At 71.8% G+C, this 12,796-nt stretch carries 9 protein-coding genes; 2 read left to right on the forward strand and 7 right to left on the reverse strand.

Translation table 11 applies throughout. The features are described 5' to 3' along the window. Window positions 1–35: 35 nt before the first annotated feature. The 7 genes from JJJ15_RS10605 to ptsP form a co-directional block, all read right to left on the reverse strand. Window positions 36–2,444, reverse strand: coding sequence for an ABC transporter permease (locus JJJ15_RS10605; RefSeq protein ID WP_246742039.1), 2,409 nt, complete (start codon window positions 2,442–2,444; stop codon window positions 36–38). A 2-nt stretch (window positions 2,445–2,446) separates the two neighbouring features. Further along, window positions 2,447–3,217, reverse strand: a complete 771-nt coding sequence (locus JJJ15_RS10610) for an ABC transporter ATP-binding protein (protein WP_200510713.1) — start codon at window positions 3,215–3,217, stop codon at window positions 2,447–2,449. 212 nt (window positions 3,218–3,429) lie between these two features. Then, entirely contained in the window at window positions 3,430–4,707 is a 1,278-nt protein-coding gene (locus JJJ15_RS10615; RefSeq protein ID WP_200510714.1) for a HAMP domain-containing sensor histidine kinase, read from the reverse strand. Continuing rightward, window positions 4,707–5,414 carry a response regulator transcription factor gene (locus JJJ15_RS10620; RefSeq protein WP_200510715.1) on the reverse strand — a complete coding sequence of 236 codons (708 nt, stop codon included), beginning with the start codon at window positions 5,412–5,414 and terminating at the stop codon, window positions 4,707–4,709. The genes JJJ15_RS10615 and JJJ15_RS10620 overlap by 1 nt, the downstream gene beginning before the upstream one ends. 213 nt (window positions 5,415–5,627) lie before the next feature. Further along, on the reverse strand, window positions 5,628–7,052 hold the full coding sequence (locus JJJ15_RS10625; RefSeq protein ID WP_200510716.1) for an Ig-like domain-containing protein: 1,425 nt from the start codon (window positions 7,050–7,052) through the stop codon (window positions 5,628–5,630). Window positions 7,053–7,245: 193 nt separating this feature from the next. Next, window positions 7,246–8,370, reverse strand: coding sequence for an acyl-CoA thioesterase domain-containing protein (locus tag JJJ15_RS10630; RefSeq protein WP_200510717.1), 1,125 nt, complete (start codon window positions 8,368–8,370; stop codon window positions 7,246–7,248). Continuing rightward, window positions 8,367–10,064, reverse strand: coding sequence for a phosphoenolpyruvate--protein phosphotransferase (ptsP, locus tag JJJ15_RS10635; RefSeq protein ID WP_200510718.1), 1,698 nt, complete (start codon window positions 10,062–10,064; stop codon window positions 8,367–8,369). The genes JJJ15_RS10630 and ptsP overlap by 4 nt, the downstream gene beginning before the upstream one ends. Window positions 10,065–10,239: 175 nt before the next feature. On the opposite strand from ptsP, the gene JJJ15_RS10640 reads away from it, so the two are divergent. Together JJJ15_RS10640 and malQ are read left to right on the forward strand one after the other, a co-directional pair. Further along, window positions 10,240–10,491, forward strand: a complete 252-nt coding sequence (locus tag JJJ15_RS10640; RefSeq protein WP_281433045.1) for a PTS glucose/sucrose transporter subunit IIB — start codon at window positions 10,240–10,242, stop codon at window positions 10,489–10,491. Between the two features lie 8 nt (window positions 10,492–10,499). After that, the gene (gene malQ / locus JJJ15_RS10645; RefSeq protein ID WP_200510719.1) at window positions 10,500–12,716 is read left to right on the forward strand and encodes a 4-alpha-glucanotransferase; all 2,217 of its coding nucleotides are present in this window, start codon (window positions 10,500–10,502) and stop codon (window positions 12,714–12,716) included. The last annotated feature ends 80 nt before the right edge of the window (window positions 12,717–12,796 follow it).

The raw sequence follows: 12,796 nt of genomic DNA on the forward strand, positions 1-12,796 counted from the left end.
CGCCACCCTGACGGGAGGTAAGGGGCGAGCCGTCGCTACTCCGTGAGCAGGCAGTAGGCGGTGACCTTCCTGACGGGGCGGGTGGCGGCCACGGTCGCCGCCACGGCGGTGAGCAGCACCACGGCCCCTACAGCCAGGGTGGGCCACAACGGGATCCCTACCGTGATCTTCCTGATCCCGACCCCGCTGAGCATGACCTCCAGCAGTGGCATGACCAGCACCCCGCCCGCGACGCAGCCCAGCACGGTACCCAGGACCAGGGGCGGGAGTATGGTCCAGCGCACCTGGGCCGCCGCCTGCCGCGAGGTCATGCCCAGGGCCTTGAGCAGACCTGAGGTGCGGCGGGACCGGGCCACCAGGGAGGTGGTCATGAGCGCCACCACCAGGACCACCACGAGGCCGGTGAACACCATGAGGGTGCGCGACAGAAGCGGGACCACGGACGTGTAGCTCTCCAACTGAACCGCCATGGCGTCGCGTATGTTGAGCACCTGGACGGTGGGGCCCAGCTCATCCTGCAGCGTCCTGGTCACCGCCTCGGAGCTGGTGCCCGGGGCCGTGAAGACGCCGACGTCGTTCAGCTGCGCGTCGGGCACGAGCTCCTGGTAGGCCTGACGGGTCAGGATCGCAAAGCTCCCACCGTTGACCACACCGCTGGCCAGGCCTGTGACCAGGAACTCCTTCTTGGTGCCGCTGTGGGTCATGGTCCAGGTGCCGCCGACCCGGACCCCAGGGCGCTGCAGGCCTGGGCCCAGGACGACCTCGTTGGCGTGACGGGCGGGCCGTCCCTCGTAGACGGGGTTGACAGGAAGATCCTCCACCCGGTCCACGGCAATGAGGAGGATACCCGTGCCGTTGACCCTCTCGGAGTGCTGGGAGTAGGGCAGCGCGCTGGCTACGCCGTCGGTCTGCCGGATTTGGGCCATGACCTGGTCCAGGTCGCCCGGCGACTGCGTCGTGACGGTGACGTCCGGGAAGACGCCGCCCAGGAGCAGTGACAGGGCGTTGTCCCGGTCCGCGAGCGTCCCCAGACCCGAGGCGGAGAAGACCGAGGCCGTGGTGCAGGCACCGGTCACCACCAGGATGAGTAGCGCGCGCCCCGGTGCTGCCAGCACCTTCTTGAGGCCGAGCAGTACGACCAGTGGCCCGTGCACGCGCTCCAGGGGCAGACGGGCGCGGGCGAAGGAGTGGTCGGCCTGGCCGCCGCGCAGCGCCTCCACCACGCTCATGCGGCTGGCGCGCCGTGCGGCCAGGGCCCCGCCCACCCAGACCAGGAGGCCCAGCACGGCCGTGCACACCAGGAGCAGTCCGAGGTCGAACCGTGCTCTCCAGGTGATCCCGGCCTGGGCGCGCAGGAGCGAGGACAGGTAGGGCAGGACGGCGTAGCCCAGGGCGGCTCCGACCACCCCGCCCGCAGCGGCGACCAGCGTCAGGCAGAGCACCATGGGGCGCATCACCCCGCCCGTGGTGAACCCCGTGGCCCGTAGCGCGCCCACCGTCGCCAGGTCCTCGCGGACGGCGCTGCGTAGCATAGAGGTCAGTATGAGCAGCGCCATGACCGTGATCATGGAGGAGAAGAGCAGGATGACCACGGACGTCAGGCTCACTGATATCTGGTTGGCCATGGACACGGTCGTCCGGGTCATGTCCCAGGTTGCGGTCACGTCCAGGTGCGTGAGGACGTCGCTGACGACCGTGTCGTCCCCGGCGGCGTCGGTCCGTACCTTGATGAGTGTGAACGGCACCCAGCCGGGTGCCCGGTTCAGCTGTCGTGCGCCAGCGGCCTCACCGTCAGCGGCGGCTTGCAGGCCGGCCACGTGCTCACGCGCCTGGGACTCCAGCTGCCGGTAGCTGCTACCGGGTACCCCCAGCCACAGCAGGCCGATCGCAGGCATCCCCCCGTAGGTGGACTCCGTGAACCCCTGGATGTGGAAGGTGCGCTCACCCGCGGGGGAGGTGAGCACCAGCGCGTCACCGAGCTTATAGCCGCCGGAGGCCTGGAACGTGGCGGGCACCCAGACGGGGTCCTCCACGGGGTCGGTGAGCTGGGAGACGACGTCCCACCGCCCCATCTGCGGGGTGGAGTCAATGTCGTAGAAGAGGAACCTGGACGGCAGGGTCGAGCCGGCGTAGGGGATCGAGCCCAGCACGCCCACCATGGAGCTGGTTTCTACCTCGCGCACACGCGGCTCTGAGCGCAGGGCGGCTGTGACGGCGTCGGCCTGCTCACCCTGCGGTATGAGGGTGGCGTCGTCGGGGGAGTTCCACTCATCCGCCTTGTGCTCCAGGTACGCGCTGTGCTGGGTCATCATGACCAGCCCGACGTTCATGAGCAGCCCGGAGACGAGGGACAGGACCGTCATGGCCCCCACCAGGCCCGGGTGCTTGCGGAGGGTGCGGCGGACCAGCAGCGGCCAGGGGCGTGCCGTCAGAGACCTCAGCACCCTCACCACCCCATCTCGGTCAGGAAGGAGGTGAGGGCCTGGGTACGCTCGGTCCTGCCGGACAGGGAGCACTCGTGGGAGACGTGGCCGTCACGCAGGTAGAGGACGCGCTCGGCGCGGGCGGCGGAGCGTACGTCGTGGGTGACCATGACAATGGTCTGACCATCTGCGTGCACGTCGCTGAGCAGGTCCAGGACGGCGGCGGACTGCTCGGAGCCCAGCTGGCCGGTGGGCTCGTCGGCGAAGACCACGGCGGGCCGGTTCATCAGGGCCCGGGCGATGGCCACGCGCTGCGCCTCCCCGCCCGAGAGCATGGTGGGTACCTTGGTCCAGTCTCTCTCAGGCAGGTTGACGCGCTCCAGCAGCGAGCGGGCCCTGTCAGCCAGGGCCCCGCGGTCCCGGCTGACCAGCAGGCCCACGACCAGGAGGTTCTCCAGGACGGTCAGGGAGTCCAGCAGGTGCGCCTGCTGGAACACGAAGCCGCAGTGGCCGCGGCGGAAGCGGGCCAGGGCGTCCTCGCCCAGGGCGGTCAAATCCGTGCCGTCCAGCCTCACCGTGCCCAGGGTAGGACGGTCCAGCCCAGACAGGGCGTACAGGAGCGTGGACTTGCCCGCGCCCGAGGGGCCCATGACCACGGTGAAGGAGCCCGCGGTGATCTCCAGGTCCAGGTTGCGCAGCACGTGCTGCTGGGCCCCGCCCACCGAGAAGCTCTTGGAGAGCTTGTCGGTGGTGATAACGGCGCTGTCAGGGTCCTCTGGTGGTGTCGGTGGCACAGGTGCTCCTCTCGTAACGGGGTCGACGCTATGGGAGGCAGCACGGGTAAGTCCTTACGAAAGCCCTACGTTTTGCCTGCGATCGGCGACTGGTGCCAGCGCCGTCAGCAGCCCGAGCGGGTCCAGGGGACCAGGCCCCTGGTGCGCTGGCGGCGGGCAGGACCGGAGTGCGCCGCTGTAGGACGCCGGCTGGCCCCCTGGTAGCCACCGGGTCAGGCCAGCGGCAGGTAGAGCGTTATCGCCAGGCCACCTGTACCAGGCAGGCTCGCCTCAATGTGCCCGCCCATGCGCTCCATGAGCTGGGCGCAGGTGAACAGGCCGAGCCCCTGGCCGGGGACGCCCACGGCACCCCGGCCACGCTGCCCCCGGGCAAAGATCAGGCTGGTCTCGTCGGGGGCGACGCCGGGGCCGGCGTCGGTCAGGACCAGGCGCAGGCAGTCCGTCTCGAGGCCGCCGGTCAGGCGGATGGGCGTGCCCGCGTACTTGTAGGAGTTCTGCACGACATTGTCAATGACCTGCGCCAGGCGCAGGCGGTCGGCACGTACCAGCACCTGGGGCAGGTCGGTGGCCTCCACGAGCTGACGGTGGTCGGCCTGGCGCACCAGGGCGACCACCTCGCGGCTGCTCAGGTCCGCAGGGCTCACGCTCAGGGCGTCCACCTGGCTGGAGTGGGCCCGGAACAGGTCACTGATCAGGGCGTCCACCTGGTGGCCCTTGGAGCGGACCACCTCCAGGCGCTCACGGGCAGGGGAGTCCTCGGTGAGCTGGAGGAGCTCGGCGGTGGCGCAGATCGTGGCCACGGGCGTGCGCAGGTCGTGGCCGATCTGGGCGATGAGGGCCTCCTTGGAGGCCTGCGCGTCCGCCTCGCGCTGGCGTGAGGCGGCCAGCTCGGTGCGCAGCAGGTCAAAGCTCTGCGTCCAGGCCCCGAAGGCGTTGGCCCGGTCCATCTCCAGCGGGGCGGACAGGTCCCCTCCCGCCACCCGCGCGGCAAAGCGCTCCAGACGCTTAAAGGGGAGGAGTACCCGGACGCCCAGCCAGCCCACCAGGGCCAGGACCAGGACCAGGGTCAGGACCAGGGTGGCCGTGCCCGCCCGGGCCAGGGCACGCTGGTGGGCGGCCACGGCGGTGGTGTACCCGTCGTCGAGCCAGACCCAGGCCACGGTACGCCCGTCCACGACCACGGGACTGGTCAGCGGACGGTGCTCGCCCGTCCACTGCATGACCCCGAGCCCGCTGTACCCCACCGGCGCGGCCCCGGGGCCGAGGGGCACCGGGGCTCCTGCGGCGTCCACCACCCTTAGTGCGTCGGCCATGCCGTCCAGTCCAGCTGCCTCAGGGTGGGGCCAGGCGGCTGCCAGGCGCTGGACGACGTCGTTGATCCTGGCGGTGTCCGCACCGGGGGCCTGGCGGGTGCCGAGCAGGGCCAGGGTGCACGTCCCCGTGACCAGGACGGCCACCAGCAGGGCCACGGGGACGGACAGGCGGCGCACTAGCGGGCCTCGAACAGGTAGCCGCGCCCCCACACCGTGTGGATGTAGGTGGGGGACTCGGGTGTCTTCTCAATCCGGGCCCTCAGACGGCGTACGTGCACCGTCAGGGTGCCCGGGGTAGTGAACTCGTCACCCCACACCGAGCGGATAATCTCCTCCTTGGTGCACACCGTGCCGCGCCTGGACACCAGGTGGGCCAGGATCCGGTCCTCCAGCGTGGTCAGGTGCAGCTCGTGCCCCGCCAGGTAGGTGCGGCCGGTGGACAGCTCCACCCGCAGGCGCCCGTCGTCAAAGTCCGCCCTCACCCGGCCGGGGGCTCCCCGGCCGGTGGGGCCGGTGGCGCCGCCACGTTCCAGGGCCCGGCGGACCTTGGCCAGGAGGACGGCCAGGGAGAAGGGCTTGGTGACGAAGTCGTCGGCCCCCAGGGACAGGCCGTGTACCTGGTCCACGTCGGTGCCGCGGGCCGAGACGAAGATAACCGGTACCTGCCTGTCCCGCAGGTGCCGGCACAGCTCGAACCCGCTCATACCGGGCAGGTTGACGTCGAGCAGGGCGACGCCGGGCGCCTGGGGGCTCAGGTGGCGCAGGGCGGACTCCGCGTCAGGGCAGCTGAGCACGTGCAGGCCGAAGGCCTCCAGGTAGTCGCGGGTGACGGCGGCGAGGTCCACCTCGTCCTCGACCAGCAGGACGTCCACGGGTGCGCTCATGGTGGCAGTCTCCCACCACGGCCCCACCAGCCAGGGGCGTCTCCGTTTACCGTGTCGCGCCCCCGGCCCCGGAGCCCGCGCGGCCCCCACTCAGCTCCGCAGCGTAGCCCGCTACGCTCTCCCGGCCCCGGAGCCCGCGCGCAGGCGAAAGTACGCACAAGGGTGGGGCGGGGACCTCACGGTCCCCGCCCCACCCACGTTGGGAGCCGGTGGTCAGCGGTTGCCGCGGACCCGGCGGGCGATGAGGAACGCGCCCCCACCCAGCAGCGCCACGACCGCAATGACCGCGGGCACCAGGGTGGCACCGGTCTTGGCCAGGCCAGAAGCAGGCTTGGTGGCCGGTGCGGCGGGCTGCTCGGCGGCGGGGGCCGCAGGCTGTTCGGCGGCAGGCTGCTCAGCGGCCGGGGCCGGTGCGGCGGGCTGCTCGGCGGCAGGCTGCTCAGGAGCCGGGGCGGCGGGGGGGGCCGCGGCGTTCTTCTCAGCCGGGGGCTGGACCTGCTCGGGGGGCAGGGCGGGAGCCACGGCGGGAGGGTTCTCGACCTGGGCGGGCAGGACACCGAAGCCCTGACCGCCACCGTTGCGGGTGCTCACGGTCGCCTCGGCGTGGAAGGTCTTGTCACCCAGGGTCAGCGTGGCCGAGTCCGTCCAGCTGCCGGGGCCGGAGAACTTCATGGGGACGTAGACGCGGGCGAACTGGCCCGCGGGGACGGTCACGGTCCCGGAGACCTCGGTCTCGCTGCAGCTGGTGACCGTGGCGGTGGCCGCCTTGGCGGTGTCGTACTTGGGGTCGCCCCACTTGGTCCGGCCCTCGTAGGACCAGGACAGGAGCCCCTCCTTGCTGGCCTTGTCGCAGTCAAAGGCCTGGTCGGAGTTGGTGGTCTTGTCCGTCCACTCAAAGGTCTTGGAGGTCTCGCCAGCGGCCATCTCGGGGGTCAGGCCGGGGGTCTGGACGACGACGCTACCCGGACGGGTGCCGTCCTCCCCGGGGGCGAGGGCCCAGCCGAACTTGCCCATGGCCGTGGGCAGGCCCTCGCAGTCGGGCCCGCACTCGCCGACCGGGACCGTGGCGTCAATCTCCTTGTCGTTGGTGTTGAACTTCAGGGTCTCGGTGGAGTTGGGCGTAATGGAGGCGTCAATGGTGGCCTCCACCCAGCCCGTGATCTCGACCTTCTCCTTGCCCTTGACGTAGTCGGACAGCTTGACGGACAGGTATCCGCCGTCGCTCTTGTCGTAGGTCATAGTGGCCACGATCGGCCTGTCCTCGTTGGCCGAGCGGTCCTGCGCGGCGGTGCCTTCCGGCTTCTCCCTGAGGTTCCAGGTGGTCCCCAGGTCGAAGTGGAGGCTCTCAGGCGCCTTGATCTTGTACTCCTGGCCCGCGCAGTGGCCGCTGGACAGGTTGTAGGTGTACTGCAGCTTGACCCGGTTCCAGGCGGTGACCTTGTTCTCCTCGGACACGTCCTTGTCGTCCTTGAGGACGGTGACGGAGGTGGGGACCTCGGTGGTGGGGGTGCAGGAAGTGGAGTCCGCGGGTTCGGGGTCGGCGGCGCTCGCCGCCGGCGTCAGCGCCGAGGTCGGGACGACCACGGCCGCGGCGAGCGCGAGCACGGACAGGGCTCGCGTCAAGGTTGGGCAGGACATAAGGGGACTCTCCAGGCAAATCGTGGGTGGCGGTCCCTCCCCCCTGGCGGAGGGTGCGGACCGGGGTCTACCGGGCGCACAGGCCTCTCGGGGCAGGGTCCCAGGGGACCTACCGTGATTTCAGGACGGTTACATCGTAACGCCAATGTGACCAGTAGACGAGACCTAACCGCAAGCAGTTCCGTTGGGCGCGTCACCCTGCCTGGGCGTCCTGGGGGTCCTGGGCGTCGACCCTGACCTGCCAGCGGCCCCCGACGTCCTGCCCGGCGCCGGGCACCCGGACCATGCCCTCCTGGCCGATGGTGGACAGCAGGCGCCCGGCGCGGTCGTAGACCCGGGCGCGGCCCATGGCCCGGCCCCCCTGGGAGGTGGGGGAGTCCTGGACCACCAGCAGCCAGTCGTTGGCGTCCACGTCCCGGTGGAACCACTGGGCGTGGTCCAGGGTCGCCAGGCTCATGCCCCGGGTGCGCCAGGACAGCCCCCTGCTGCGCAGGGCCGGCTCCAGCATGACCTGGTCGCAGACGTAGGTCAGCAGCGCCCGGTGGACCGTCTGCGTGGCACTGTCGGGTACCTTCCCGCGGGCGCGCAGCCACAGCTGCTGGCGGTCCCGCCGTACCGCGTCCGGACGCAGGTAGATACCGCCCTGCACGTGGCGTACGTCAAAGGCCGCGGTGCGCCCCAGGAACCTGGCCGCCGGGTGGTTGACGGAGCGGAAGATCTCAATGGCGCTGGGCAGGTCCTCGGGCGGGGGCACCACCGGGGGCGGGATCTGGACGTCCTCGCCCTCCTGGGGAAGCTGGTAGGAGGAGATCATGGCCAGCAGGACCTCACCGTCCTGGACGGCGGTGGTACGGCGCTGGGAGAAGGAGCGTCCGTCGTGGAGCCGTTCCACGTGGAACTCGATCGGCTCCTTGAGCCTGCCGCCGCGCAGGAAGTAGGCGTGCAGCGAGTGCGGCTCGCGCACCGGCAGCGGGGCCCCGGCCCGGGCCGCCTCCGGCCGGGCGCCCGGCCCGCTCGGGGCGCCCTGGTGCGGCCCCGCCCCGGGGGCCGGAGTCGCGACCGCCAGGTCATCGGCGGGGTGCGGCCCCGCCCCGGGGGCCGAGGCGGGGCCGCCGGCCCCCGCCTCACGCGGGAGGGTCGCCGCCGCCGCCAGGAGCCCCTGGGCCATGACCTGCCCGCCGTAGACATGCCCGGAGAGCTGGGGCAGGCTCCGCCCCACGAAGACGTCTACCCCGTCGCCCTCCGCCAGGGCGAGCACCCGGGTCACCGAGCCCAGGGGCTCCTCGCTGGCGAAGGGGACGGGGTAGGACGTGGTCACAGGGCGAGCTCCTCCAGGATCGGCAGCTCGGCGCGGACGGTGTTGCGCGCCTCCTCGGCGGTGCCGGCGCTCGTGGCCAGCCCCGCCAGGCGCTGGCAGTCCTCGAAGGTCACGGACTTCAGGACGGCGTCCACGTCGGGCAGGGCGCGGGCGGTCATGGACAGGCTGGCCACGCCCAGACCCACCAGGACGACGGCGAGGGCCGGGTCGGCCGCCGCCTCACCGCAGACGCCCACCGGGCGCCCGTGCACGGCGGCGCCGTCACAGGCGGTCTTGATCAGGCGCAGGACGGCCGGCTGCCACCCGGTGGACAGGTCCGCCAGGGAGGACAGCAGGCGGTCGGCGGCCATGACGTACTGGGTCAGGTCGTTGGTGCCGATGGAGGCGAAGTCCGCGTGCTCGAAGAGCTTGTCCGCCATGAGGGCGGCCGAGGGGACCTCGATCATCATGCCGGCGATCTTGAGCCCGTGGGCGCGGGCCTGGTCGGTGAAGGCCTTGGCCTCGTCCTTGGTGGAGATCATGGGGGCCATGACCCACACCTTGGCGTCGGTGACGGCCTCCGCCTTGGCCAGGGCCTGGAGCTGGTGCTCCAGGACCTCGGGGTCGCGGCGGGTGGTGCGGTAGGCGCGCACGCCCAGGGCGGGGTTGGCCTCGGTGGCGTCGGTGAGGAAGGGCAGGGGCTTGTCCGCGCCGGCGTCCAGGGTGCGGACCACCACCTTCTTGCCCGGGAAGGCCTCCAGGACGCCCTTGTAGGCCTCGACCTGGGCCTCGATGGTGGGCTCCTCGGGCTGGTCCAGGAAGCAGAACTCGGTGCGGAACAGGCCCACGCCCATGGCCCCGGCCGCGGCGGCGGAGCGGGCCCCGGCGGCGTCGCCCACGTTGGCGAGCAGCTGGACCTCGCGGCCGTCCTTGGTGGCGCCGTCACCGCGGAAGACCCGCACGCGGCTGGCCAGCTCCTTGGCCCGGCGCAGGGCCTCCTCGCTGGGGCTGACCGTGATCTGGCCCTTGGTGCCGTCCACCAGGACGATGTCGCCGTCGTGGAGCTGGTCGGTCACCTCCGAGCCGGTGCCCACGATCGCGGGCATGCCCAGGGCGCGGGCCAGGATGGCGGTGTGGGAGGTGGGGCCGCCCTCGGAGGTGATAAAGGCGACAACCTTCTCCGGGTCCAGCAGGGCGGTGTCGGCCGGGGCCAGGTCCTCGGCCACCAGGACGAAGGGCTCAGGGAGCACCGGGATACCGGGCATGGGGGCGTCGGTGAGGACCGCCACAATGCGGTCGCGCACGTCCGCTACGTCGCGGGTGCGCTCGGCCATGTAGCCCCCCAGGGACTTCAGCATGGCGGCCAGGGTGCCGGCGGCCTCCCAGACGGCGCGCTCGGGCACCAGGCGGCGCTCGCGGATCATGGCCTGGGCGGAGGAGGTCAGGGTGGGGTCGGCGGCCATCTGCGCCGTCGTCTCCAGGAGGGTCCGCCCCTCTCCCTTGGCCTGGGCCGCTGAGAGCTCCAGGTTCTTCTTGACCCTCTGGGCGGCCGCGGCGACGCGGTCGCACTCCTCCTCCAGGTTCTTGCTGGGTTCCAGGGTGGCGATCTCGGGCTCGATGATTCCGGGTGCCATGCGTGCGACGGGGCCCGCGACGAGGCCCGGGCTCACGCCGATCCCGGTCAAGGAGGTGGGGGTTGCGTCTGACAATGCCATGCGATGCTCCTGTGGCCGCGGCGGGTGTGGGTTAGGACCCATTGTGCATGGTCGGAGCCGAAAATGTGCAACCTGCGCCACACTGTGACGAATCGCGGGCCGCGAACACGCTCCCGGCGGCGCCCTGAGGTGTAGGGACGTAACCCTCTGTGATAGAGTGATCTCGCACACTGGTCTGAAGAGCTCGGAGAGGAACGCCATGAGTACCGCAGCGGATATCGTCACAGGTCTGGGTGGGGCTGACAACATCACGGACCTGGAGCCCTGCATCACCCGCCTGCGGGTGGAGGTCAAGGACCAGGAGAAGGTGGACGAGGAGGCGCTGCGCGCCACGGGCGCCTTCGGCGTGGTGCGCTCCGAGCGTGTCGTCCAGGTCGTCGTCGGCCCGACTGCCGACGCCCTCGCGGCTGAGATCGCCGCCCTGTGACCATGGACATGACGCAGACCGTCGTGCCCGACGCCGGCCCCGTGCGGCACGAGGCCAACGAGGCCCTGCGTCGCCTGGCCGAGGCCCACGGCGTCTCCACCGAGTACTGGGACTACCAGGGGCACTACGCCGCCCCCTCCCAGGAGACCCTGGAGGCCGTGCTGGCCGCCATGGGGGTGCGGGCCTCCACGCAGGAGGAGATCGCCACCTCCCTGAAGGAGGTCGAGCTGGCCCCCTGGCGGCGTGTGCTGCCCCCCAGCGTCGTGGTACGCGGGGGCGCCTCCCACGTCCTGGTGGTCCACGTGCCCGACGGCGCCGTGGTACGGGCCAAGGTGGACCTGGAGGACGGCGGGGTCAGGCGCCTGGCCCAGGCCGAGGACTGGACCCCCGCCCCCGCCCGGGAGGTGGACGGTGTCCTGACCAGCCAGGCCTCCTTCGTCCTGCCCAAGGACCTGCCCCTGGGGTGGCACCGCATTGTCGCCGAGGTCGACACCGGCCGGGGGCTCGGCCCCCACACGGGCTCCTGCCCCCTGGTCGTCACCCCGGACCACCTGGATCTCCCCCTCAGCCTGGGGGAGCGGGGGTGGGGTGTCATGGCCCAGCTGTACTCGGTGCGCTCGCGGGGGTCCTGGGGGGTGGGGGACGCCGCCGACCTCACCGAGCTGCTCAGCTTCCTGGGGGACGAGGGGGCCGACTTCCTCCTCATCAACCCCCTCCACGCGGCCGAGCCCACCGGGCACATGACGCCCTCGCCCTACCTGCCGGTGACGCGCCGCTTCGTCAACCCCCTCTACATCCGTCCCGAGCAGATCCTCGAGGTCGCCGAGCTCCCCGGCCCGCAGCGCTCGCTGGTGAGCTGGGGGGCGGAGGAGGCGCGCGCCGCCAACCACGGCGCCGACCCCATTGACCGCGACGCCAGCTGGAAGGCCAAGCGCGAGGCCCTGGAGGTGATATTTGCCACAGGACGTTCCCGGTCCCGGCAACGCGACTTTGATCGCTTCCGCGCCGAGCAGGGGCCCGGCCTGGAGCGCTTCGCCCTGTGGTGCGCGCTGAGCGAGAAGTACGGGGACATGCGCCAGTGGCCCGCCACGCTGCGGGACGCCAGCAGCGCCTACGTGGCCATGGAGGCCCGCACCTTAAGCGAGCGGATCGACTTCTACGCCTGGCTCCAGTGGGTGGTGGACGAGCAGCTGGGGCGGGCCCAGCGCCAGGCCGTGGCCTCGGGGATGGCCCTGGGCGTCATGGACGACCTCGCCGTGGGCACCCACCCCCGCGGGGCGGACGTGTGGGCCGACCCCCAGGCGTTCGCCCCGGGGGTGACCGTGGGCGCGCCCCCGGACATGTACAGCCAGAAGGGGCAGAACTGGTCCCAGCCGCCGTGGAGCCCCACCTACCTGGCCCGCAGCGCCTACGCCCCCCTGCGGGACATGGTGCGCACCGTCCTGCGCCACGCAGGCGCCCTGCGGGTGGACCACATTATGGGCCTGTTCCGCCTGTGGTGGATCCCCGACGGCATGGGTGCCGGCCAGGGCGCCTACGTCCGCTACGACCACGAGGCCATGGTGGGGGTCCTCCTGCTGGAGGCCTACCGGGCGGGGGCCGTCATTATCGGCGAGGACCTGGGCACGGTCGAGCCCTGGGCCCGGGACTACCTGACCAGCCGGGGCATCCTGGGCACCTCGGTGCTGTGGTTCGAGAAGCAGGGCGACGGCTGGCCCACCCAGCCGGAGGCCTACCGCCGCCTGGCCCTGTCCACGGTCAACACCCACGACCTGCCCCCGACGGCGGGCTACCTGGCCGACGAGCACGTCACCCTGCGTGAGCGCCTGGGCCTGCTGACCCAGGACATTGACGAGGTCCGTACCGACTCGCGTATCGAGCGCGACCGGATGATGGCCCGCCTGCGCGAGCACGGCCTGCTGGGGGAGCGGCCCAGCGAGCGGCAGGTCGTCGAGGCCCTCTACCGCTACGTCCTGCGCACACCCTCGGTCCTGGTGGGGATCGCCCTGGTCGACGGCGTCGGGGAGAGGCGTGCCCAGAACCTGCCGGGCACGGACCAGGAGTACCCCAACTGGAGGATGCCCCTGGCGGACGGCAGCGGCGAGGTGGTCCTGGTGGAGGACCTGCCCGGTAACGCACGCCTGTCCAGCCTGCTGTCCGCGGTGCGCCAGGAGCTGGGGCGCGGGCCCCGGTGGGGCCGGGACCTGCCGGTGCCCCCGGTGTAGGGGCCACGGCGCCGGCTACCGGGCCCGGTCCTCAACAGGGAGTCGGGGCGGGGATCCCCACCCGGGGATCCCCGCCCCGA

The sequence above is a fragment of the Actinomyces sp. HMT897 genome (assembly GCF_016626125.1).
Classification (GTDB): domain Bacteria; phylum Actinomycetota; class Actinomycetes; order Actinomycetales; family Actinomycetaceae; genus Actinomyces.